General features: G+C 38.8%; 20 protein-coding genes and 2 pseudogenes. 14 read left to right on the top strand and 8 right to left on the bottom strand.

Features of this window, described 5'->3' with window-relative positions; all coding sequences use genetic code 11:
* Positions 1–35: 35 nt before the first annotated feature.
* The gene (gene ubiA, locus NPX98_RS03190; protein WP_269022610.1) at positions 36–1,040 is read left to right on the top strand and encodes a 4-hydroxybenzoate octaprenyltransferase; all 1,005 of its coding nucleotides are present in this window, start codon (positions 36–38) and stop codon (positions 1,038–1,040) included.
* 94 nt (positions 1,041–1,134) lie between these two features.
* Here ubiA and pdxH read toward each other — a convergent pair whose 3' ends face one another.
* Positions 1,135–1,758: a pyridoxamine 5'-phosphate oxidase gene (gene pdxH, locus NPX98_RS03185; RefSeq protein ID WP_269022608.1), complete on the bottom strand. Its 624-nt coding sequence runs from the start codon at positions 1,756–1,758 to the stop codon at positions 1,135–1,137.
* A gap of 319 nt (positions 1,759–2,077) precedes the next feature.
* On the opposite strand from pdxH, the gene NPX98_RS03180 reads away from it, so the two are divergent.
* From NPX98_RS03180 to NPX98_RS03145, 8 genes are all read left to right on the top strand, one after another.
* Positions 2,078–2,980, top strand: coding sequence for a J domain-containing protein (locus NPX98_RS03180; protein WP_269022607.1), 903 nt, complete (start codon positions 2,078–2,080; stop codon positions 2,978–2,980).
* Positions 2,981–3,117: 137 nt separating this feature from the next.
* On the top strand, positions 3,118–3,936 hold the full coding sequence (gene fabI / locus NPX98_RS03175; protein WP_269022606.1) for an enoyl-ACP reductase FabI: 819 nt from the start codon (positions 3,118–3,120) through the stop codon (positions 3,934–3,936).
* A gap of 144 nt (positions 3,937–4,080) precedes the next feature.
* The gene (gene aroC, locus NPX98_RS03170) at positions 4,081–5,175 is read left to right on the top strand and encodes a chorismate synthase (RefSeq protein ID WP_269022605.1); all 1,095 of its coding nucleotides are present in this window, start codon (positions 4,081–4,083) and stop codon (positions 5,173–5,175) included.
* A gap of 10 nt (positions 5,176–5,185) precedes the next feature.
* Positions 5,186–6,298 (top strand): 3,4-dihydroxy-2-butanone-4-phosphate synthase, encoded by a 1,113-nt coding sequence (ribB, locus tag NPX98_RS03165; RefSeq protein WP_269022715.1) that lies wholly within the window; start codon positions 5,186–5,188, stop codon positions 6,296–6,298.
* Between the two features lie 15 nt (positions 6,299–6,313).
* The gene (locus tag NPX98_RS03160; RefSeq protein WP_269022604.1) at positions 6,314–6,571 is read left to right on the top strand and encodes an exodeoxyribonuclease VII small subunit; all 258 of its coding nucleotides are present in this window, start codon (positions 6,314–6,316) and stop codon (positions 6,569–6,571) included.
* Positions 6,572–6,819: 248 nt separating this feature from the next.
* Entirely contained in the window at positions 6,820–8,742 is a 1,923-nt protein-coding gene (gene dxs / locus NPX98_RS03155; protein ID WP_269022602.1) for a 1-deoxy-D-xylulose-5-phosphate synthase, read from the top strand.
* Between the two features lies 1 nt (position 8,743).
* Complete coding sequence (locus tag NPX98_RS03150; RefSeq protein WP_269022600.1) at positions 8,744–9,490, top strand: TlyA family RNA methyltransferase; 747 nt, start codon at positions 8,744–8,746, stop codon at positions 9,488–9,490.
* A complete protein-coding gene (locus tag NPX98_RS03145) occupies positions 9,487–10,743 on the top strand; it encodes a class I SAM-dependent RNA methyltransferase (protein WP_269022599.1) in 1,257 nt (418 codons plus the stop codon). Before NPX98_RS03150 ends, NPX98_RS03145 begins: the two co-directional genes overlap by 4 nt.
* Positions 10,744–10,809: 66 nt before the next feature.
* Here NPX98_RS03145 and tldD read toward each other — a convergent pair whose 3' ends face one another.
* Together tldD and NPX98_RS03135 are read right to left on the bottom strand one after the other, a co-directional pair.
* Positions 10,810–12,231: a metalloprotease TldD gene (tldD, locus tag NPX98_RS03140; RefSeq protein ID WP_269022598.1), complete on the bottom strand. Its 1,422-nt coding sequence runs from the start codon at positions 12,229–12,231 to the stop codon at positions 10,810–10,812.
* Positions 12,232–12,348: 117 nt separating this feature from the next.
* The gene (locus NPX98_RS03135) at positions 12,349–12,912 is read right to left on the bottom strand and encodes an invasion associated locus B family protein (RefSeq protein ID WP_269022597.1); all 564 of its coding nucleotides are present in this window, start codon (positions 12,910–12,912) and stop codon (positions 12,349–12,351) included.
* 397 nt (positions 12,913–13,309) lie between these two features.
* On the opposite strand from NPX98_RS03135, the gene cyoE reads away from it, so the two are divergent.
* The 4 genes and pseudogenes from cyoE to rnhA all read left to right on the top strand — a co-directional run bounded on the left by cyoE (position 13,310) and on the right by rnhA (position 16,852).
* On the top strand, positions 13,310–14,245 hold the full coding sequence (gene cyoE, locus NPX98_RS03130) for a heme o synthase (protein WP_269022596.1): 936 nt from the start codon (positions 13,310–13,312) through the stop codon (positions 14,243–14,245).
* Between the two features lie 194 nt (positions 14,246–14,439).
* Positions 14,440–15,495: a 4-hydroxy-3-methylbut-2-enyl diphosphate reductase gene (gene ispH, locus NPX98_RS03125; protein WP_269022594.1), complete on the top strand. Its 1,056-nt coding sequence runs from the start codon at positions 14,440–14,442 to the stop codon at positions 15,493–15,495.
* Positions 15,495–16,379, top strand: a pseudogene (locus NPX98_RS03120) (homoserine kinase). Before ispH ends, NPX98_RS03120 begins: the two are co-directional and overlap by 1 nt.
* 5 nt (positions 16,380–16,384) lie before the next feature.
* On the top strand, positions 16,385–16,852 hold the full coding sequence (rnhA, locus tag NPX98_RS03115) for a ribonuclease HI (RefSeq protein ID WP_269022593.1): 468 nt from the start codon (positions 16,385–16,387) through the stop codon (positions 16,850–16,852).
* Between the two features lie 45 nt (positions 16,853–16,897).
* Here the strand turns inward: rnhA and NPX98_RS03110 are convergent, their stop codons facing one another.
* A complete protein-coding gene (locus NPX98_RS03110; protein WP_269022713.1) occupies positions 16,898–17,776 on the bottom strand; it encodes a protein-disulfide reductase DsbD domain-containing protein in 879 nt (292 codons plus the stop codon).
* Positions 17,777–17,848: 72 nt separating this feature from the next.
* Here NPX98_RS03110 and NPX98_RS03105 point away from each other — a divergent pair, with 72 nt between their 5' ends.
* Positions 17,849–18,433, top strand: coding sequence for a YqgE/AlgH family protein (locus NPX98_RS03105; protein WP_269022592.1), 585 nt, complete (start codon positions 17,849–17,851; stop codon positions 18,431–18,433).
* A 47-nt stretch (positions 18,434–18,480) separates the two neighbouring features.
* Here NPX98_RS03105 and NPX98_RS03100 read toward each other — a convergent pair whose 3' ends face one another.
* The 4 genes and pseudogenes from NPX98_RS03100 to NPX98_RS03085 all read right to left on the bottom strand — a co-directional run bounded on the left by NPX98_RS03100 (position 18,481) and on the right by NPX98_RS03085 (position 24,738).
* Positions 18,481–21,363, bottom strand: a complete 2,883-nt coding sequence (locus NPX98_RS03100; RefSeq protein ID WP_269022591.1) for an EAL domain-containing protein — start codon at positions 21,361–21,363, stop codon at positions 18,481–18,483.
* Positions 21,364–21,729: 366 nt separating this feature from the next.
* Positions 21,730–23,013, bottom strand: a complete 1,284-nt coding sequence (locus NPX98_RS03095) for a M16 family metallopeptidase (RefSeq protein WP_269022590.1) — start codon at positions 23,011–23,013, stop codon at positions 21,730–21,732.
* Between the two features lie 82 nt (positions 23,014–23,095).
* A pseudogene (locus tag NPX98_RS03090) lies at positions 23,096–23,630 on the bottom strand (hypothetical protein); the annotation flags it as partial.
* 412 nt (positions 23,631–24,042) lie between these two features.
* Entirely contained in the window at positions 24,043–24,738 is a 696-nt protein-coding gene (locus NPX98_RS03085; RefSeq protein WP_269022588.1) for an HAD family hydrolase, read from the bottom strand.
* Positions 24,739–24,782 lie beyond the last annotated feature (44 nt).

Raw genomic sequence — 24,782 nt, 5'->3', positions numbered from 1 at the left:
ATACCTCTATCGCAAGACTAAAGGTAAAATTATTTATGAAAAAGAGTAATGATATTTCACATATTCAATCCTGTGAGCAGCAGGGAAGGGTTATGGATGCATCCGCTAAACAATGGGTCTATAGCTTTCTGCCTTGTTCTTTATGGTTTTATGCGCAATTAGCACGTTGGGATAGACCTGTTGGATGGCAATTATTGATGTGGCCTTGTTTCTGGTCAACGACAATGGCTTTTTTCCCCTATGCTCAGCTCCAACGACCCTTTTCATCAATTGTGGTTTGTTGGATGTGGTATATCTTTCTTTTCTTTTTAGGTTCCGTAGCGATGCGGGGTGCAGGTTGTACTTGGAATGATCTTGTGGATCAAAGAATTGATTCTCAAGTAGAACGAACGCGCTCTCGTCCATTGCCAACAGGTCAAGTGAGTCGATTACAGGCAAAAATTTTTATATTAGTGCAATGTTTGATAGGCTTGGGTGTTTTGTTACAGTTTAATATGTTTAGCTTTTTTTTAGGGATTTCATCATTGGTGGCAGTTGCATTTTATCCTTTTATGAAACGTATAACATATTGGCCTCAGTTTTTTTTAGGCATTGCATTTAATTGGGGTGCATTAATGGGGTGGGCAGCTGTACATGGGAGTCTGGGTTGGGCGCCGATAGTGCTCTATATGGGATCGATTTTGTGGACGATAGGATATGATACAATTTACGCTCATCAGGATAAGGAAGATGATGTTATTGTTGGCGTACGTTCCACAGCGCTTCTCTTTGGAAAAGGCACAAAACGCGCTTTGGTGTTTTTGTATGGTGGCTTTGTACTTCTGGTTAGTCTAGCATTTTATTTAGCACAGGTCCCCATGGTTAGCTTTCTAGGGCTTTTTATAGCAGGCATTCATATGTTTCTTCAAATTAAAGACATTGATATAGATAATAGCTCACAATGTTTAAAACTTTTCAAATCCAACTCGTTTGTTGGCTTTTTGATCTTTGCTGGTTTGGTATGTGGTAGCATTTGGATGATATTGCAACCTGTAGTTTAGCTAAAATATGGAAAAAATAAAATCACATCTTATAGGTTATAGGTAGTGAAGCAAGAAGTTTACATTATAGAGAATAATGCTTAAAAATGGGTAATTATGGATAGAGCTGTTGTTTTTGCCAGTCGTTTTGTTCAGTAGAATTGCGTGTAAAGAGCAAGCGATCATGTAAACGAAATGGGCGATCGCACCAGAATTCGATAAAAAGGGGTTTGACACAGAAGCCGGACCAATAGGATGGACGTGGAACCTTGCCTGTTCCATAACGTTTTGTATATTCAGCAATTGCTTGTTTTAAAACAGAACGGTTTTCCAATGGTTGAGATTGTTTGGAGGCCCATGCACCAATTTGACTTTCATGTGGTCGTGAGTGGAAGTATGCGTCTGCTTCCTCAGTACTAACTTTTTCAACAATTCCTCTAATTCTCACCTGACGACGAAGTGACTTCCAATGAAAGACTAAAGATGCTTTCATGGATCTTAAAATTTCCTGTCCTTTGCAACTTGAATAATTGGTATAGAACACAAACCCTTCGGAACTAAAGTTCTTGAGCAGAACCATACGGACATTGGGTAATCCTGTTTCATCGACTGTTGCCAATGCCATGGCATTGGGATCATTTATTTCGCTTTTTTCCGCCTCTTCAAGCCAACTTGCAAAAAGAGCGAAAGGCTCTAGTGTCTGCATAAAATCATCATTTTGTGGTGTTTCACTATTCATAATACATCCGAATGTTTGTTGGTATGCGTGAGTCATTATTTAATTTATTTGTACTATAAAAAAGTAAAGTTTTTGTCTTCTTCTGGAAAATGGAAGATGTTGTATATTTTTTAAGATGTTTTCATTATGCTTTTCGTTAATATCAGGTGCAATGCGCTATATTAGATGTAAAATGTTTATTTCATTTGGTATTTTGTTTTTTTATAAACATATAGATAAAGTAAAAATTATTCTATTTATGAGATTAATGGAGTAATAGAAAATATTTAACAATATGTCCGTTGATATTTGAGAAATAAAAAGTTGGAAAGAGGACGATATGCGTGATCCCTATACGGTTCTGGGTGTGGCGCGCACCGCAAAACCGCAAGAGATTAAATCTGCATTCAGAAAATTAGCAAAGAAATATCATCCAGATCATAATATGGATGATGCAAAGGCTAAAGAAAAGTTTTCTGAAATTAATCAAGCTTATGAAATTATAGGTGATGAATATAAAAAGGCACAATTTGATCGCGGTGAAATTGATTCAGAAGGAAAACCACTACATCAAGCTTATGGCGTTGGAGGAAATTTTAAAAGCAGACAAAATCCTTTTTCAGAAGGAACAAGAGGATTCGATTTTTCTTCTTCAGGCGGTACAGGTTTTGATGCGAGCGATATTTTTCGCGATTTATTTAGAAGAGGAGGCGGATTTTCAAATTCTGCACAATATAATCAGCCTCAACAAGGATCTCATATTCGTGTTAGTCTTTCTGTTACATTGGAACAAATGGTCGGTGTAGAGAAAGTAGAAGCGATCTTTCCAAATGGTAAAAAGTTAAAAATCAAATTACCATCCTATGTTGAAGATGGGCAAATTATTCGTTTAAAAGGTCAGGGAGAAGAGGTCATACATGGGAAAGCGGGTGATGCTTTAGTGACTATTCACATTCAGAAGCATCCTCGTTTTCGGGTTGAAGGACGGGCGCTGCATCTTGATTTGCCAGTTTCTCTTAAGCATGCTGTTTTGGGAGCAAAAGAAGAAGTCGAAACTTTGGAGGGGCGTGTTGTTTTGACAATTCCCGCATGGTCAAGCTCTGATCGCGTCTTACGACTCAAAGGGAAGGGGCTTCGTCTAAAAAACGGAGAAAGAGATGATCTTTATGTACATGTTCGCATCATGCTGCCGGAAGGTGAAAATGCTGCATTAAAACAATTTTTGCAAATGCAGGAAGGCTGACATTGCAGAAAGGTTAATTCTTTTTGACTATGTAACATAGTTTTAGTCTAATTTGAAAGCAATTGCTTGAAGAAAATGTTGACCTATGTCATAGGCAAATAAATAATATTGATTTCAAGTAGAGTGGGGCAGTGCTAATGGCTAAGAATAATGGTTTATTGTGCGGTAAGCGTGGTTTGGTTTTAGGATTAGCTAATAATCGCTCTATCGCTTGGGGGATAGCTCAAGCAGCTAGTGCGGCAGGGGCTGAGCTTGCTTTTACCTATCAAGGTGAGGCAATGAAGAAACGCGTTGAGCCTTTGGCTAAGGAAGTGAATGGGTTCATTTGTGGTCATTGTGATGTTTCCGATCGCGCATCTATTGATGCAGTATTTCGTGAAATAGAGAAAAAATGGGGAAAACTGGATTTCTTAGTTCATGCGATTGGTTTTTCTGATAAAGATGAATTAAGTGGTCGCTATGTTGATATTAGCGAGTCAAATTTTATGATGACGATGAATATTTCTGTTTATTCATTGACAGCTATTACACAGCGTGCAGAAAAATTGATGCCAGATGGTGGTTCTATTCTAACTTTGACCTATTATGGTGCAGAAAAGGTTGTTCCTAATTATAATGTAATGGGAGTTGCTAAGGCTGCACTTGAGGCTAGTGTAAAATATTTAGCTGTGGATTTAGGTCCCAAAAATATTCGTGTTAACGCTGTTTCTGCAGGGCCAATCAAAACATTAGCTGCTTCTGGTATTGGTGATTTTCGTTATATTCTGAAATGGAATGAGTATAATGCTCCTTTACGTCGTACAGTTACAATCGAAGAAGTAGGCGATTCTGCCCTTTACTTTCTTTCAGATTTATCTCGTTCTGTTACAGGTGAGATACATCATGTAGATTCTGGGTATAATATTATTGGTATGAAGGCTGTTGATGCACCGGATATTTCGGTTGTCAAAGAATAGGTCTGTTTCATGAAGGTTTTGTTTGTGGCAATTGGATTGAAGTTGGAACAGTCAAGAGTTGACCTTGGATAGAATTGTATTACGCGCGACTATACATGCGTATTGTAGTTGCGTTTATTTTAAGAAGAAACAGGTCTTGTTTCCATGTCACATAATACATTTGGTCATTTGTTTCGTGTAACAACGTGGGGTGAGAGTCATGGTGCTGCTCTTGGTTGCGTCATTGATGGTTGTCCACCGGGGATTGTTTTTACTCTTTCAGAAATCCAATTGTATCTTGATAAGCGTAGACCAGGACAATCAAAATATACGACACCACGTCGAGAGTTGGATCAAGTAGAAGTGCTTTCAGGGGTCGTTACTCAGAATGATGGTGTGACATTGGTGACAACAGGTACGCCAATTTCAATGTTGATTCGAAATGTGGATCACTGTTCTAAGGATTATGATACAATTATTCATAAATATCGTCCTGGTCATGCGGATTATACCTATGATGTGAAATATGGAGTGCGTGATTATCGTGGTGGAGGGCGTGCTTCTGCGCGTGAAACAGCTGTCCGTGTTGCAGCAGGAGCTCTTGCACGTAAAATTGTTCCTGGTTTAATTGTGCGGGGAGCTGTAACGGCGATTGGTCCTCATAACATTAATCGTGATTGTTGGGATTGGTCGGAGGTTGATAAAAATTCTTTTTTTACACCTGATGTAGAAGCGGTGCGTGTTTTTTCTGATTATATGGATATATTGTGTGAAACTGGTTCATCGGCTGGTGCTATTATTGAGATTGTTGCAGAAAATGTTCCAGCAGGTTTAGGAGCACCTATTTACGCAAAACTAGATCAGGATATTGCATCATTTTTAATGTCGATCAATGCGGTTAAGGGTGTCGAGATTGGTGATGGCTTTGCTGCAGCTCGTCTGACTGGTGAGGAAAATACAGATGAAATGCGAATAGGAAGCGATGGGAAGCCGTTGTTTTTATCCAATCATGCTGGAGGTATTTTAGGCGGGATATCAAGCGGGCAGCCAATTATCGCGCGTTTTGCTGTTAAGCCCACTTCGTCAATTTTAACGCCTCGTCGTTCAATTGATATTGATGGTAACAATGTGGATATTATGACAAAGGGACGCCATGATCCGTGTGTTGGGATTCGTGCTGTTCCTGTTGGTGAGGCGATGGTTGCTTGCGCTATTGCTGACCATTATCTAAGGCATCGCGGTCAAGTCGGCTGTGTTTGAAAGGTGAATGATGACTTATGATCAGAGAAAAGTTGTTTCAGCTATTCAAGCTTTTGAACGCGGCGAAATTGTTGTGGTGACAGATGATGATGGTCGTGAAAATGAAGGTGATTTGGTTGTTGCTGCTGTCCATTGCACAGAAGAAAAAATGGCATTTATCATTCGTCATACATCGGGTATTGTTTGTGCCCCTATGTTGAAGGAAGAAGCGCAACGGTTTAATCTTACGCCTATGGTGTCGGATAATAATGCAAAGCACTGTACCCAATTTACTGTGACAGTTGATTTTAAATATGGAATAACGACGGGAATTTCTGCGCACGATCGTGCGTTGGCTGTTCGTAATCTTGCTAATCCAAAAGCTGGCGCTCATGATTTTGTTCGTCCAGGGCATATTTTCCCTTTGATTGCGCATGAAGCTGGTGTTCTCTTGCGTTCAGGTCATACTGAGGCAGCTGTTGATTTATGTAAATTAGCTGGTTTACCGCCAGTTGGTGTAATCGGTGAGTTGGTCAATGATGATGGTAGTGTTAAACATGGAGATGAGGTTATACAATTCGCGCAAGATAATCGATTGCATATCATAACGGTTGCTGATCTTATTGCTTATCGCCAGCGTAAGGAGATTTTCATCAAACATGTTGGAGAAATGCATACTGAAACATTCGTGGGATCAGCTGTGGTTCATCGTTATCAACTGCCCTGGGAGACTATTCAGCATGTTGCAGTTGTTTTTGGTGATATTAGAGATGGTGAAGATATTCCAGTACATTTTCACCGCGAAAACATTATGAACGATGTTTTTGGACAGTCATCGGATATTGTTGTTATCATGCGGCGCATGGTGGAAGAGAAAAAACGCGGTGTATTTGTTTATCTCCGTGAAGGACCTGTTAATGTTAGATTGCAATCATCTTTTTGCGGTCAGATAATGGCAATGGAAGGTTTAGAAAGTCATGCACAGGCGATTGAGCGTGAAGAGGAATGGCGCAACATTGGTTTAGGGATGCAAATTATAAAACATTTAGGGATTCGTTCTGTTCTTGTTTACTCTTCTAAAGAGCGCCATTATGCTGATTTAGAAAGTTTTGGGATTCGCATATCTAGAATAGATGTTTTGTGAGGATGAGAGGATTATATGAAAAAAGAAGAGATTGAAACGGGAGAGATTAAAACCTTAAGCTTTGAGGTAGCACTTAAACAGCTTGAAAAGATTGTCGAAGACTTGGAACGCGGGGATGTTCCTTTAGAGCAATCAATTACTATTTATGAGCGCGGTGAGGCTTTAAAAAAGCATTGCGATAAATTATTGAAGATGGCTGAAGCCAAAGTTGAAAAAATTCGTCTTTCAGATGAAGGTCGTCCGGAAGGTATAGAGCCACTTGATCCTGAATAGTGCCAAGTAACTTTTCTTTATTTATTGATTAGTAAGAGGCGAAACAACCTAGTTTATATTTATATCAAACAGTTTTTATCAGTTTATTTCTTATAAAATAAATGAGCAACGATAAAAATTGTAGATAATCTCAGATAGGTAAAGTATTTCAATAGGACATGCTCCACACTATGAATAAAGTGAAGTGTGTTTGTCATCTAACTATATTAATAATATAAGGAGTTTTATTTGAATATAAGGAGTTTTATTTGTCTCGGCCATTAACGCCACTGCTTGATCGTATTCATTTGCCACAAGATTTGCGGGCATTGCCTCAATCTGCTTTAGTGCAGTTGGCTGATGAGTTGCGCGCCGAAACAATTGATGCCGTTTCTGTAACAGGTGGTCATCTTGGCGCAGGGCTTGGTGTTGTTGAACTCACGATTGCATTGCATTATGTTTTTAATACACCTAATGATAGGATTATTTGGGATGTTGGTCATCAGACCTATCCTCATAAAATTTTGACTGGTCGTAGAAACAGAATTCGCACCTTGCGCAAGGAGGGTGGGTTATCCGGTTTTACGAAACGTTCAGAAAGCGTATATGATCCGTTTGGCGCAGGTCACTCTTCTACCTCTATTTCCGCGGGTCTTGGTATGGCGGTGGCCAGCGCTTTGGGCGTGGAAGAAAGACGGAACGTCATTTCTGTAATTGGTGATGGTGCTATGTCTGCTGGTATGGCCTATGAAGCGATGAACAATGCTGGTGCTTTGGATGCGCGTTTGATTGTTATCCTTAATGATAACGATATGTCCATTGCTCCTCCTACTGGTGCTATGAGTGCGCATCTGGCGCGGTTGGTTTCCCATCCTTCTTATCGCAGTTTGCGTGAGCGCGTAAAAGTGTTAAGTGAGAAGTTGCCAAAATTCCTTTCAGATAAAGCGTGTTGTTCAGAAGAATTTGCGCGTGGTTTTTTGGTTGGGGGAACCTTATTTGATGAGCTTGGATTTTACTATGTTGGGCCGATAGATGGCCATAATCTAGAGCACTTATTACCAATTCTGAGAAATGTACGTGAATATCAAAATGGCCCTGTTTTGGTACATGTGGTTACGCATAAGGGGAAAGGATATGCACCTGCCGAAGCATCATCTGATAAATATCATGGTGTTAATCGTTTTGATGTTATGACAGGCCAACAAGTTAAAGCACAGAGCGGTGCTCTTTCTTATACCAAAGTATTTTCTAAAGCTTTAATAGAAGAGGCTTTTCACGATAATAAAATTGTGGGCATAACAGCAGCAATGCCAGCAGGAACAGGTCTTGATTCTTTTGCTGAGAATTTTCCCCAGAGGATGTTTGATGTTGGTATTGCTGAACAGCATGCTGTAACTTTTGCTGCGGGTCTTGCTTGTGAAGGGTATAAACCCTTTGTTGCAATTTATTCTACCTTTTTACAACGTGCTTATGATCAAATTGTTCATGATGTATCTATTCAAAAATTGCCGGTGCGTTTTGCAATTGACCGAGCAGGGTTTGTTGGTGCAGATGGAGCAACGCATGCTGGGAGTTTTGATGTTTCTTTTTTGACAGCTCTTCCTGAGTTTGTTGTGATGGCTCCTTCTGATGAAGTTGAACTTATGCATATGGTGCGTACAGCGGCAGCATACGATCAAGGGCCTATTTCCTTTCGTTATCCGCGTGGTGAAGGTGTCGGTATTGATCTGCCACAGCGGGGTAAGATCCTTGAGATTGGTAAAGGACGCGTTTTGTGTGAGGGGAATAGGATAGCTCTGGTTTGTTTTGGAACCCGCTTATCTGAAGTTCTGAAAGCAGCCGATGAGTTGGCAGCAGAAGGGTTGTCTACAACTGTTGCAGATGCACGATTTGCGAAGCCTTTGGATAAGGATTTGATGAGTCGTTTAGCACGTGAGCATGAAGTGTTGGTGACAGTTGAAGAGGGAGCAATGGGGGGATTTGGAGCACACTTGCTACAATTTTTGGCGCAAGAGGGGCTATTAGATCATGGTTTGAAGGTTCGTACATTAACATTTCCGGATGAATATTTAAGCCATGGTTCACCGGACAAAGTTCTTTCGCGTATTGGACTTGATGCAACTGGTATCGTTAATACTGTTTTTACTGTTTTAGGACGCGACATTCGGACAATACAGCGAGTTCGAGTATGATATGGTAGGTACGAAAAGGCTGGACGTTCTTTTAGTTGAAAAAAACTTTTTTACGACGCGTTCGCGGGCGCGTGATGCAGTTGTGCGTCAAACGGTTAAGGTTGATGGAACAATAGCTGTTAAAGCTGGGCAAATGATTTCTGAGGATGCAGAAATTGTTGTGTGCGATCCTGCACAGAATTATGTTTCGCGTGCAGCCCTAAAATTACTTGGAGCACTTGATGCGTTTCCGGTCAGAACAAATAAAGTTACTGCGCTTGATATTGGAGCATCAACAGGTGGTTTTACGCAGGTTCTTTTAGAGCGTGGAGCATCTCATGTTATAGCTATTGATGTTGGTCACAATCAACTTGATACTCGTTTATTTGGTAGCAGTGCGATAACAGTATTAGAAGGCTTAAATGTTAGAGATTTGACGCAGAAACATTTGGGAGGCCGTGAAATTGATCTCATTGTATCGGATGTTAGTTTTATTTCTCTTAAGCTTGCATTGCCCCCTGCTTTGTCTTTAACCAAGAAGAAGGCTCAAGCGGTTTTGTTGATCAAACCCCAATTTGAGGTCGGTCGAGAAGGAATTGGGAAGGGTGGATTATTGAAAGATCCATCAATGGCACAAAAAACTGCTGAAGCACTTTTTGATTGGCTGAACACGCAAAAGGGGTGGATTGCAAAGGGTTTACTTCCTTCATCCATTGCAGGTGGTGATGGTAATTTAGAATATTTGTTATTTGGGGAAAAACAAGAGTGAGTAGCGATGTTACAATCGACCGTATTGGAATAAGCGGTTATGGTATTAGTAAAACACCGCATGGTTCGGTTTATGTTCCTTTTACTTTACCAGGAGAGGTTGTTAAAGTTGCCATTCATGGGCAATATGGAACACGCATCGTATTACAAAAGAAGTCATCAGAGCGCATAGATGCTCTTTGTCGGCATTTTGAGGAATGTGGAGGGTGTATGCTTCAGCATTGGCATGCTGAAGCTTATCGCTCTTGGAAGCGACAATTGGTTGTTGATATGCTCAAGAAACACGGGATTGATGTTGCCGTTTCTCCGTTGATTGAATGTGCACACTATAGCCGTCGGCGAATTACCCTGACGGCGTTTATGACAAAACAAGGTGATATCGTTGTCGGTTTTAATCGTTATTTGTCTCATGATATTGTGGCGATTGAGGAATGTCCAGTTGTGCGTCCAGAGATTATATCTAAACTTCATGATATCCGATTGATCTGTGTTCTTTTAGGCAATCATGCCAAACGGTTTCATGTGACGGTAACATTTGTCGCAAATGGCATTGATGTTGCTTTAAGCGGTTGTGTTGTACCAAATGAGCTTGTTCGTCAAAAAATGATACATACAGCTCTTTCGCGTGGAATTACGCGTTTGTCTGTCGAAGGTGAAGTTTTGATTGAGCAAGAAAAGCCGTTAATTTACTTTGGAGATGTGTGCGTTCAATTTCCCTCTGGTGGTTTTCTTCAAGCCACTTGTGAAGCAGAAAATATCATGGGAAATATTATTTTGTCTCATTTGCAAAAAGCAAAAAATGCTGCCGATTTATTTTCAGGCTTAGGAACTTTTACTTTGCGTATGGCTAAAAAGATGAACGTTCATGCCGTAGAGAATGATGAGACAGCATTAGTCAATTTAGATTCGGCAGCGCGCTTTGCTCTTGGCTTAAAAACTGTGACTTGTGAAAAACGCGATTTATTCCGTCGTCCTCTTTCCGCAAAGGAACTTGAATGTTTTGATAGTATTGTATTTGATCCGCCACGCGCTGGTGCAGAAGCGCAGGTGCGTGAATTGGCAAAGACAACAATACCGCGTATAGTGGCTATTTCGTGCAATCCTGTTACACTTGCTCGTGATTTAGCACTTCTTGTTTCAGGTGGTTATACAATAGATAAAGTAATTCCGATTGATCAATTTTTATGGTCGCCTCACGTTGAAATCGTTGTGCTTTTGAGTAAACGCAGAGCAAAAGCAGGCTGGAAGCTTTAACATAAGCTGAAAAGCTACTTTATAATTAAGCTTAGAAATCTTTAAATAAAATCTATTCGCTTCATGTTACGAAAGTGCTGTTCCACCAAGTGTCATGTTATTAATTCGTAGATGTGGTTGTCCTACACCAACAGGGACATTTTGCCCAGCTTTTCCACACATGCCTATACCATTATCCAGTTTGCTATCATTGCCAATCATTGTGATCCGTTTCATAGCATCTGGTCCGTTACCGATCAGGGTTGCTCCTTTGATTGGTGCTATGATTTTTCCATTTTCAATCCGATAAGCTTCGGTACATTCGAATACAAATTTGCCAGAAGTAATATCTACCTGTCCTCCTCCAAATGAAACAGCATAGATACCATTTTTTAGTGAAGATAGAATTTCTTCGGGAGTTTTGTCACCCCCTAGCATCATCGTATTGGTCATCCGTGGTATTGGTGTGTGTGCATAAGATTCACGGCGTCCATTCCCTGTGGGATGAACGCCCATGAGTCGAGCATTCAATCTATCTTGCATGAAACCAACGAGTTTTCCATCCTCAATCAGAACATTACGACCTGATGGTGTTCCTTCATCATCTATAGTGAGTGAGCCACGGCATTGAGGGATTGTACCATCATCAATGACAGTAACACCTTTGGCTGCAACCTGCTGACCCAAAAGTCCAGCAAAAGCAGATGTCTTTTTGCGGTTGAAATCACCTTCCAAACCATGTCCGACAGCTTCATGAAGCATGACACCGGGCCATCCATTGGCCAAAACAACATCAAATGTTCCTGCTGGTGCTGCTTCAGCCTCTAAGTTTATTAAGGCCATACGTAGAGCTTCATCAGCGGCCATTTTCCAATTTTCTTCATTAATAAAATGGCTAAACGCTTGTCTTCCACCACATCCATAAAAGCCATTTTCACGTCGATTACCATCAGCTACAACGACAGATATAGAAAGCCGTACAAGGGGGCGAATGTCGCGAACAAAATATCCATCAGCGCGTAAAATCTCAACATGTTGCAATGAGCCAGAAAGAGCAACGGTGACTTGATGCAATTTATCATTTTTTTCACGCAAATATGCATCAATTTTTTGCAAAACTATGCTTTTCTCTTCAAATGAAGGAGCATCAAGAGGGTTGTTGGGCTGATAGAGTCTTTTGTTTGTTTGTTGAGGGGCCGCGCTGTAGGATCCTGCGTGATTACTATTATAGGCAATAGCTTTAGCTGCTTCACTGGCGCGTTTGAGGGCAGCTGCTGATAATTCACCAGAATGGGCATATCCCGTAGCTTCTTCAGAAACAACGCGCAGACCAAATCCTATATCTTGCTGAAATGAACCATTTTTGAGCTGACCATTATCGAACAAAAGTGCTTCACTTTCTTTATATTCAAGATAAAGCTCACCATCATCAGCATTGTGAAGTGCTTCTTGTACAAGTGATTGCACTTTGGATGAAGCAATATCAAATTGGTCAATCAGCGATTTCATAGTGATGATCCTATTTTCATTTTTACCAGGAAGTTTTTTATTTTCTTTATTTGAGAAATCATAAAAAAAGAGGTCGTTGTTTGTGCTGATCGATGAATATCTGCGAATAGTTTTTTATTATGTTGATAGAGCGGCATAAGCAGTACTAAAATCATTGAGATCAACAATAGCTCCGACTCCTTGCTCGGGTGTTATGAAGATAAAGTAGGTTGCTTCTTTTCCTTTGAAAAAGGGTTTAAGCATATCTTCTGTAAGAAGAGTTTCCGCAATACAAGTGTCACTCAAACAACGACGATATTCTATTTTTCCTATATCTTTATTGTCAACTTTAATGCCAATACCGGGGCGCAATTCAACTCTAATAGGAACAGAGACACGCATCAAAACCCCTTGATTTTTAGGCAGTTTATAAAATGCAACACGGAAAGTAATATCACGACGATTTTGTGCTTGCACATTTTGTACAATTTCACACTGTAAATTAGGTGTACCAGGTGGTAGGGAGCAGACTTTTGTCCACGCTCCGTAGGTTTGTGGTGCAGGAATATTGTGCGCATTAGATGTTTGTGCAATAGTGTGATGAGCAAAAATACTATAAAGTACGTAAATAATAACACCAGTAAAATAGGTTCTTTTAAGAAATTGGTGAAGCGTTACGGAAGGTTTTATCCAAATCATCATGATACTATTACGCGTAGGTTTTTATAAAAAGCAAATTCTTAAATTGTCAATCTAACATAAAAAGAGTGTCTTCCCAAGCATATTAATTCTATATTCATAGAATAGAAAAAAGTGAAAATACTTTATGTCACGAAAGTAAAAATTTTTAGCTCTGTATTTCGATGTTTGGTAGGGGATATGTTATTTTTGTGGTGCACTATTTTAATAAAGGAATAATAATATCAATTGAAAAAGTGTGTTGTTGTTATGAAGGCTTTACTTTGTGTTTCGGATACGAATAAAGGGGTTAAATAGATATCCTTATGCTCTCAAACATACGATGATATAATTTGTCATTTGCATATGCCAAATAGTGTCTGCTTGTGGATGACATAGATGGAAAGGGTTTTTTAGCGGAATGTCTATTTCAAGAGAATTATCGATTAAGAATGGTCAATCGATTCCTCCAGCGGTTGGTATTTATGACTATATCACATTGATGAAACCACGAGTTATGTCGCTCGTTGTGTTTACGGCTGTGGTCGGATTGGTAGTGTCGCCTGTTTCTATGAATCTATTTCATGGTTTTTTGGCTATTTTGTGTATTGCTGTGGGTGGCGGTGGTGCAGGGGTGCTTAATATGTGGTATGATGCTGATATTGATGCAGTGATGAAACGTACTCAAAATCGTCCCATTCCTACTGGTAAAATTAGCCGCATGCAAGCGTTGGTTTTTGGCTTGGTTCTCTCTATAGTCTCGGTTTTGGTTATGGGGGTTTTCATTAATTGGTTTACAGCAATTTTTCTTGCTTTCACAATTTTCTTTTATATTGTTATTTATACAATTTGGTTAAAGCGTATAACTCCGCAAAATATTGTTATTGGTGGTGCAGCTGGAGCTTTTCCACCCATGATTGGATGGGCTGCTGCAACAGGAACAGTGAGTATTGACAGCTTTCTATTATTTTTAATCATTTTTATGTGGACTCCACCACATTTTTGGGCTCTTTCTTTGTTTTCGACTACGGATTATGAGGCAGCCGGTATTCCTATGATGCCTAATATTCGAGGTGAGCATTCAACAAAAAAACAGATCTTAATTTATGCTATTATGACGGCGATATGCGCTATTGGGCCTTATGTTGTGGGTTTTGCAGGCGTTGTTTATGGTATTTTTTCGACAATTTTAGGTGCTATTTTTGTTTACCTTGCTTATTGTTTGTGGAAAGCTGATATGCACGCCCAAACCATCGCTATGGCGAAGAAAATGTTTTTCTTTTCGGTATTTTATTTGGCCGCTGTTTTTGGAATTCTTTTGATTGAAGCTCTTGTTTGGTGTTTTTTTATCCTTTAATGTGATTTGAAGAGAAACAATTTAAAAGCGCTGCGCAAATAGAATGCAATCATCAAATAGAATGCAATCTAGTGTGTCATCGGTCAGCGCTGTCTATATAAGGATGATACTTCTTGTTTTTTACTGTTTGTATACGACCTAATAAGAGTGTGTGTGGATATATGGTAAAAGTGATAGATTTTTAAAGGTCAATTATGTTGGTACGCCCCCCTTTAACACTTCGCCTTTGCAGTCCGCGCGGGTTTTGTGCGGGGGTTGATCGTGCTATTCAGATTGTTATTCTGGCATTGAAAAAATACGGTGCTCCAGTATATGTTCGTCATGAAATTGTGCATAACCGCTATGTGGTTGAAGGATTGCAGCAACGCGGGGCTGTTTTTATCGAAGAGCTTTGTGAGATACCGGAAGAACATCTTAATCAGCCTGTTGTGTTTTCTGCCCATGGAGTGCCAAAATCTGTGCCAGAAGAGGCACGCCGTTATAATTTGTTTTATCTCGATGCGACATGTCCATTGGTTTCTAAGGTTCATAAACAAGCAATACGACATCAACGTCATGGTCGTCATGTTATCTTAATTGGTCATGCTGGCCATCCTGAGGTTATAGGAACAATGGGACAGCTTGAAAAAGGAGCGGTTACATTAATTGAGACGGTAGAAGATGCTTTGCATTATCATCCGGATGATCCGAATAAATTAGGATTTGTAACACAAACAACACTTTCTGTTGAAGATACTGCGGAGATTCTTGAAGTCTTGCAACAACGCTTCCCTTTTTTGGAAACACCGGCTGCTGAATCAATTTGCTATGCTACGACTAATCGACAAAATGCTGTTAAGGCAGCAGCACGAGGGAGTGATTTATTTTTGATTGTTGGAGCACCAAACTCATCGAATTCACGACGTTTAGTAGAAGTTGCGGAAAGGTTCGGTGCTCGGCAGCCTATCTTAGTGCAACGGGCTGATGAAATCGATTTTGATCGTTTGGGCGCTTTGTCAGTCGTTAGTCTCTCAGCTGGGGCATCTGCTCCTGAAATCATTGTTGATGAAATTATTACAGCTTTTCGTGAGCGTTACGACGTCACAATAGAATTGGCTGAAACGGCAGTGGAGACGGAAAAATTTCTTGTCAATCGTGAATTGCGTGATACAGTTTTAACCTCTCAGGATATGGCATTTGTTCATGGTCAAACTGAGGCGATAACAAACGAAGATTGTGATATGAAAATGTTTAAGATGAAAATAGAATAATGATAGTTTATACGAACGTTCATCAAAACGAGTTGAAGGTATTGTTAACACATTATTCGATAGGTTGTCTTCTATCTTATCGAGGAATAGAAGAGGGGCTCGAAAATTCAAATTTTCTGCTTCATACAATCAATAGAAGGAAAATTTATTTTAACGCTTTATGAAAAGCGTATTTTGAAAGATGATCTTTATGCAACATTCAAGCCAGCGTGGATTTCTTTGTCTCAATCGGTTTTCAGAATAATGGAACGACGACTATTGGCGAATTAGCAGGACGTCTTGCTGCTATTATTACCTTTCTTAAAGGGATATGGGTTTGTAAGCCGAATGTTTACCATTGTTGCGAAGGAGGTACCAGTTTAGCGCAATTGCATTTGGTTGGGCAAGATTTTGCACTCAGACGAAAAAATACTCTCTATTGTGGATTGTAAGCCATTGTGGCAACGTTGTCAAACAAGAGAAGATACATTGTTTAAGGGATGTGGAGCAAACATTGATATGGAGTCGGATTTTTAGAAGAAAATTGGCCATTGCATTTGCCAACAGGTATTATAGATTTCTACTTTACTTGTGATGACTTTTGGGCTTACGATTTAGCAGTTTGCTTAAAGGCTTGATGCTTTGAACATGATTATTCCTATAATCTCAACAAAAATATGCAGGTTATTAGAAAATTTCAAGCGATTAGACTGTTGATGTTTGTAGAATTAAATGCTTTTCTTTTATTAATACGTGGAGCGGCTTTGCGCTTTTTTTTCACACGCTTTTATGATTGGTTTTATACGCCGTCTGATAGTTTTGTTGTGAAAAAGGATCCATTAGAATATTGGTGCAAGCTTTCTTTTTTCAGCAATGTGGATTCGCTGAATGAATTGGGTTTTTAAATTTTATGTGCGATCAGCAAAAAGTTATAGAAATTTATACAGATGGTGCTTGCTCAGGGAACCCTGGATTTGGAGGGTGGGGAGCCATTTTACGTTGGAATGGTCATGAACGTGAACTTTACGGTGGAGAAGTGTATACTACCAACAATAAAATGGAATTAACGGCAGCGATTCGTGCATTAAATGCACTGAAAGAACCTTGTTCTGTTGATCTTTATACGGACTCAATTTACGTGCGCAACGGAATATCCGTGTGGCTTGAAGGATGGAAGAAGAATAATTGGCGTACTACGTCAAAAAAAGCTGTTAAAAATATGGATTTATGGCAGAGTCTTGATGATGCTTGTTCTCGCCATAATGTCAGGTGGCACTGGATAAAAGGACATGCTGGCCATCCAGATAATGAGCGTGCAGACGCGCTTGCACGTAAAGCAATTGCTGAATATCGTGAAAACGGATATTTCCCAACGTAAGCAATGTTTTTCGATATAATCTTTAGGTTATCACTTTTGAACTGCTTATGGAAGAGGGGTAGAAGGCGATTGTGTGCTTATTGTGAATGTTCCACTTAAAGCGTGACTTTTAGAAGAAACGGTATAAAAAACTGTTTGATTTGGTTCGTCTGGATCAAAATATATAGGAGCAGTAAAGAATGTATATTCTTCATGATCGTTGAGTCGTTTTGCTGGTCCTATTTGCATGTCTCCTCCATCTAGAAAAATAGATAAATGCGTGATTTTTCTGTTATTTTGTATTTTTATGAATAGGGTATTAAAATCTTTTTCAGCACTTATTTTAAATTCATTATGCATTGTACGCGGCAAAGCAGCTTGGGCATGTGTTAATAAAGATGAAGGGATATGTTCATTTTTTTGAGACGATGGTGAAAAATTAAAGTCGACAATAAAGGGGATACAAATTGTATCACATATTCCAATAGTTAAAGAGCCACTTAGATTTTTACTAGAACCAGAAACTGTAAAAGGCAATACAACTTTATCTGTATAGCTGAAGGACCAGTTATCTTCTATTTCATAGAGTTGAGGTGTGGGATAAAAAATTTCATAAGAAACTGGTTGATCGAAAGTGAAAAATGGCGCCATGCCTGAATTTCCTGGATTACGCCAGTAAGTTTTCCATTTTGGTTTGAGCACAACTTCAATAATACCATTTCTTGTTTCAGAAAGAGAAGGTTGATTTATGGCTATTCTGACACGGTTACCGTTTGTTTCATACCAAGGTGTTGCATAAAGATATGCTTCTTGTTCTGTTTGAGCACCAATAGGGAAGCTAAATAATCCTAAAATCACGGAGATTAAGCTCAAAATTACGAAAAGCTTTTTACGAAAGATATGTGAAATTTTTTGTAAGTTTGTAAACATTTGAAATTTTTTTATTTGCGCTTTATTTTCTTTTTATACTGGCTTAATTGAAACTGAACGTATCAATCTATGGAGAATATCAAATTAATGCAACAGCGTGATGGATTTTTGAATGGGCGATTACTTATAGCAATGCCTGGAATGAATGACAAACGCTTTATTCGTTCTGTTATTTATATTTGTGCCCATTCTAATGCTGGCGCTATGGGGATCATTCTCAATCAATTGCATGATATGAATTTTCCTGAGCTTTTGTTTCAGCTTGGAGTGATTAGTAGCATCCAAAAAAAATCTCTTTCTGAGCCAATAAAAAAGTTTCCGGTACGCTATGGTGGCCCCGTTGATCCCTCCCGCGGTTTCGTGATTCATTCGGATGATTATGCTTGTGATGCAACTATTTCTGTTACAGATGAAATTTATTTTACTGCAACTATTGATATATTAAAAGCGATCAGCTGCGAACAAGGTCCCCAGCATGCACTTATAGCATTGGGCTATGCCGGATGGAAAGCGGGACAGCTTGAAACAGAAATTTCTGAAAACGGTTGGCTGATCAGTCCCACGTCTTCTAGTTTTCTTTTTGAAAGCGATATAAGCAGCAAGTATGATAACAGCCTTATTCGTATGGGAATTAATCCAACCTCTCTTGTTTCTGAAATAGGACACGCGTAAACGTGTTCTGTTATTTTTTAAGACTTTTGTGTGATATTTTCCTATTTTTATACCTTTTTCAAAAAAGAGAAGTGATGTTGAACAAGAGTGATTAATTCTTTGATGGCGATTGGTTTCGTGACAATTGTACTTTGAACATATTTACAGCCTTCTTGGCGTAAAAAGACAGCTTCTTTTTCATTTTCAACACCTTCTGCAATAATCTGTAAATTAAGATTCGTAGCCATATTGATAATGGATTTAAGAACAATTTTTTTCTCAAATGAATCAATAGAGATAAGTGAACGGTCTAATTTGATCATGTCAAATGGATAACGGACAAGATAAGTCAGTGATGAATAACCTGTTCCAAAATTATCCAACGCAAGCTTTATGCCTAATGTTTTAATTTGTTCAAGAAAGTGAGCTGATTGTTCAGGATTTTTTCGCAAAACAAATTCAGATATTTCTATCATTAGTTGCCCCTTGTCGAGCGGATTACGAAGAAGAGAAGAGCGTAATTGACTTATAAAGTCAGCATGAATCATTTCCGCACTTGGTAAATTAATTGAAATAAAGAAAGATTGTTGGAAAAATATTTCTTGTATATTGGCAAGGTCAATAAGTGCACGATCGATCATGAATTGTGCTAGATCCATAACGAGTTGTTCATTTTCTACGATCTTAATAAAATCACAAACATTTAAATTTCCATGCTGTGGATGATGCCACTCCACGATTGTTTCAAAACCAATAATTTGTCCGTCTGATAGATTAAGAATAGGATGATAGAGGATTTTCATTTCATTGCACTTTATTGCATGATGAATATCCTGTTTCATTTTGCTCTGTTCTAGATCCAAAGTACGAAAATGGGGGCGGAAAAGTGCAATATGGTTCCCGCCCATTTGTTTTGCGCGGATCATTGCTAATTCACTATCTTTGAAAATATTTTCAGCGGTTGGTCTGTTTTCACTCCATGTAACCAGTCCAATTGATGTTGAAAGGGTTATTTTTTTTTCTAACAGTGAAATAGGTGCCGAGATTGTTTTGTGCAGATGATTTGCAAATGCTGCAATTTTTTTCGACTCAGTTTGGCTGAGTAAAATGATGGCAAAACGATCTGCGGAAAGGCGTGAAAGAGTATCTTGAGAGTTAATGAGACGGCTAAGACGACGCGCAATTACGAGAAGCACAGTATCTCCAACAGCGATACCTAATTTACGATTAATTTGACGGAAATTGTCGAAATCAATCATAAAGACAGTTGGTTTAATTTTTGCATTTGTTTTAGCTAAAGAGGTATAACTTTGTAGTCTGTCGAAGAAAATTTGCTTGTTAGGAAGACCAGTTAAGCTATCATAAATTGCATCATGCAATAAGCGTTCTTCAGCTTTTTTGTGGTTAGTAACATTCACAATGGTTCCAATCACACGCGTAATTTTTCCATCTTTTTGCATAGCTGGGCGCGCACGTAAAGAAAACCAGAGATAATGGCCACCACCAGAAGAGAGGCGAAAAATTTGATCAATACGTCCTTTTTTGTTTTTAAGAATAATATTCAATACGGCACGAAAGCGTTCACGGTCATCATAATGCATTGCTGAAATCCAGTTCTGCATAGTTCCGTTGAGTTTGTGGTTTTCAGTCCCAAAGAACGCTACCATATCCGGGTGAATATTAATACGGTCACGTTCAATGTTCCAGTCCCAAATAATATTTCCAGCTCCTTTTGCAGCAAGGACTTGTTGCTCGAGGTCGGAAAATATTCCTTCATGGAAAGCAGCATTGGAAAAAGTCTGTTGCATAATCGTAAAGCTGATGAGAAGAACGATGAGCACTAATCCTCCTGCGAGAGCGGGTTGGATGATATCGTTATCTAAATACCCAACTATGCAGATATAAGCTCCAAAAGACCAAGAGCTAATTAACAACCAAGTTGGAATGAGCATGATTGCGCGATCGTATCTACGAATTGAAAAATAACCGATCAATATGATACCAAGTATAGCAGTAAGGCCAAATGACAAACGTGCTATTCCAGCTGCTCTTGTGGGATCATAAATCGCAAATGTTCCTAGACCGCATAGAGCTATGAACCATACAATTGCACCATAGCTGAAACGATAATGCCAGCGGTTAAGACAGAGATATGTGAACAGAAAAATGAAGAGCGTGGCAGCAAGTACGACTTCTGTACTAGCACGCCAAATTGGTTCTGTTGTGAGTGTAACCGCAAAGAATTTATTCAAAAAATTAAAGTCAATGCCAATATAGAAAAGGACAGCCCAAGCAACAGCAGCTGTTGCAGGGAAAAGACTTGTCCCACGAACAACGAATAGAATAGTTAATAAGAGCGCTAAAAGACCCGAAATTCCAAGAAGAATACCATGATACAGTGTATAAGAATTGATTGTATCCTTGTAGGCTTCAGGTTTCCATAAATAGAGTTGCGGTAGATTTGCAGAGTTAAGTTCTGCAACAAATGTAATAACAGCACCGGGGTTGAGTGTAATACGAAAGATATCTGAGTTTGCACTGGTTTGACGATCAAGAGAAAAACCTTCACTTGGAGTGATGGATTGAATGCGCGCTGATCCGAGGTCTGGCCAAATGAGCCCTGAATTTGCCATGCGATAATGAGGCGCTACAATGAGGCGGTCGATTTGTTCATTCGTTGGGTTTGCAAGGGCAAAAACGGCCCAGTTTCCAGAAAAATTTTCACTTTTGGCTTGGACTTCAATGCGCAATACAATACCATCAGACCCTGGCGCTGTACTTGTTTGAAAGATAGAGTTATTCGTATGGTGAATTTCAATAGCTTTTGATAGATCAAGAGCAGCATCTTGAGAGGAAATTTTAATTGGTTCAATAGCCTGTGCTGACGTAAGGTGGATGAAAAGACCAATAATTATAATAAAGATGTTGGTTATTTTACGAAAACTCTTCACAATGTTTCACTCTTAGTATTTTATTCTGTTTATTTTTAAATTAGATTTTCGAAAAAATACATTTATCTTTTAGTGTTTATTTTTTTATAATAAAATAGTTATCGTTATCTTGTGGAAAAGCTATGTAATTTTATACAAAGACGAATCAAGTCTCTATGCGTATCCACTTTAACTTATCAATTCTTTATCATATGAATCATTGATTGGGTAGTTCCGTATGCTTTTGGGGTTAATATTTTCCAAATTGATTCAGTGAAAAGAATTTTTGTGATGATTTTTCTAATATGTGCGCTATCATCTTATCTTATTTTAGAAGCATTTTTTCGTAAAAAGAGCATGATTTAAGTGTTGGGAAAAGGTTCTTACTTAGAAAGAACAGTGTATTTTGGATGAAAGCGCTGATGTTAAATGATCAAAATTTATGAGAGAACCGACAGGACCGACGGCTGCTAATGTTGGGTTGGAATTGATAAAAAGACGGCTAGCTAAATCCGTTAGTCTTGAGGTGGTAATGAGTTCCAAGCGTTCAGTTGTTTCAGATATTGGAATTGGTCGACCATAAAGAAGCATTTGGCGGGCAATGAGGTGCGCCTGAGAAGATGGGTTTTCCTGTGACATTATGAGACCAGAACGATATTGTATTTGTGCTCGTCGGAGTTCGCTTTCATGGATATTCTGGCTTGCTTTAGAAAGTTCGCTCAGAATAATAGGTAAAAGCTCTTTGAGTCCTTTTTGTCCGATAGCCGCGTGAATACCAAAAAGCCCGGCATCTGAAAAGCCCCAATGGAAAGCATAAATAGAATAGCATAAGCCACGTTTTTCTCTAACTTCTTGGAATAGGCGTGATGACATGCCCCCTCCAAGAATAATTGCAAGAATTTGAGTGGCGTAAAAATCACGTGCGTGATATGCGCGTCCCTCAAAACCAAGTACAACTTGTGCGTCCATTAAATCACGATATTCACGAAAGTCACCGCCGACATAATTAGCAAGGTTGGTGAGTGGCGCTGTTGAATGGGAACGAAAATTGCCAAGACGGCTTTCAACTTCTCGTAAGAAACTTTCATGCTTCACAGCTCCCGCAGCAACCACGATCATACGATCTGCGCTATATTGTTGTTTCATGAAACTATGAAGATCAGCAGATGTAAATGATTGAATTGTTTTTGGTTTTCCTAAGATAGAGCGACCAAGAGACTGATGGCGAAAAGCTGTTTCAGTAAAGTGATTAAAAACAACATCATCGGGAGCATCGCAAGCGGCACCAATTTCTTGAACAACCACTTGTTTTTCTCGCTCTAATTCATTTTCATCAAACTTTGGGCATATCAAAATGTCGGATAGAATATCAATTGCAAGTGGGATATCGTCTTTGAGTACGCGCACAAAATAAGCAGTTGTTTCAACACTTGTTGCTGCATTGATTTCACCACCAACATCTTCAATATCCGTTGCAATTTTAAAAGCTGTACGGTTTTCTGTTCCTTTGAAAGCCATATGTTCCAGTAAATGGGCGATACCATGTTGTGTAGAGGTTTCATTGCGTGCGCCAACTTTAACCCATATTCCAAGCGCTACACTGTCAATTTGTTGCATTGTATGCGTTGCAATAGTCAAACCATTACTGAGGCGACTGATCTCTACATTCATGTGTCTACGACTCCCTTAAACAAATCCCCTGCCTATTTACAAAGGCATTGGGATATCTGTAATTTGAATAAATGCAGCTAATTTAATAAGATGCACGTGATTTTGAAGAAATATAGTTTTTCACTATCTTTTCATCATTAGCAGGACTTGTAAAGTATTCTTTGCCTTCCATAAATCATTCAGACAAGGTGGGTATGGTACATGAAGTATTATAAGCATTATAGATTGCATCGGGAAATTTGGCAGGGTGAGCGGTCGCAAGAACAATCATTGGAATATGTTTTTTTCGTGAGCTATTTTAATCGTAACGGCTGTGTGTGGATTAGCAAGATAACCGCTTTCTTTATAAACATTATGAATTGTTTGTGCCATTTCGGAAATATCACTAAACATGGCTTTGGCAAGGGTTTGGTAATCATCAAAATTACCTTCAATGGCTATGGCATAAACATTTGCATTGTGATTGACAGTCATTTGCTGCTGCTGAACAGGTGATATGCGCCCTTTAGGGAAAAAATAAAAATATTTGAATTTTCTTTTTCAGCGAAGGCTTGTATTGCGGTATTTCCTGTATCATTTGATGTAGCTCCGATAATCGTTGCGCGTTGATTTTTTTTGGGGGGATAAAATATGATCCATATGAATGGAAGTGTGTTTGTTTATTTTCATAAATAATAAAAACAACGACACTAAAACTTCCAAGTATGGATATGATGTTCTGTAGGAATGCCGATTTTCTCGACAATTTTATGAGCAACTTTTAGTCTAATTCGATACAATATATTGGAATATTGGAGCGTAACAACGACACATTTGTTTATTGAAATATTGATGTCAGCAATATGAGCTATATCTGTATCTAATCTGGACTTAGAGAAGGTTAAGGCTTTCATTGATTATAACAAAGACGCATTATAAGATGTAGCTAATTTTGTGAATATACTTTAGCTTGTGTCGATATGCTTGCATTCAACAAGGAGTGGTTTAGTCAAAAAAGTATATGGATTAATTTATGCTTCAGGTATTTTTTCAAGGTAAATCTTGCCATATTGCCATTGCTTTTAAGACTTCTGGTAAATGCGCGTGTTTGGAAATAACCGTTTCTGCACCAGCATCTGCAAGAGCATTAGAATGACCAAGATAACTATGGGATCCTCCAGTAAAACCAATGACGCGCATGCCTGCTGATGTTGCTGCTTTTACACCATGAATAGAATCTTCTATAACAATAGTATTCATTGGTTGTGCACTTGATTCTTTTGCTGCAAAAAGAAAAACATCAGGGGCAGGTTTTGGTTTTTGAGTACCAACTTCAAGTGCAGAAAATATTTTATTATCAAAAAGATCATAAAGATTAACGGTGATAAGCATCTGTTTTATATCTGCACTTCTTGAATTAGAACAAATACAATAGGGGTAATGAGATTTAACAGTTTCTATTGCTTTCCTTATGCCATGAATGGCGTGTAATTCTGTTTTCATTTGTGCACGAAAGAGATCTGAGACTTTATCTATGAGATGAGCAGAAATTGGTTTTCCTGTTTCCTGTTCGATTTTTTTAAGGATATCGACAAAGATAAGTCCTGCATAACGTTCGCTTAATTCTGCGGGCGATATTTCATATCCTGCTTGTTTCAGTAATTGCGATCCAATTTTTGCTACGAGATATTCAGAGTCTACGAGCACTCCATCACAATCAAAAATAATAAGATCTATTTGAGGCATAAGATATTCCTTTATACGTTATATATGATTTGAGAGTTTGTATA

It is taken from the genome of Bartonella sp. A05, from assembly GCF_026930145.1.
Taxonomy (GTDB): domain Bacteria; phylum Pseudomonadota; class Alphaproteobacteria; order Rhizobiales; family Rhizobiaceae; genus Bartonella.
Note: the sequence above shows the minus strand (reverse complement) of the source record. Positions and strands in the feature narration are given on the sequence as shown.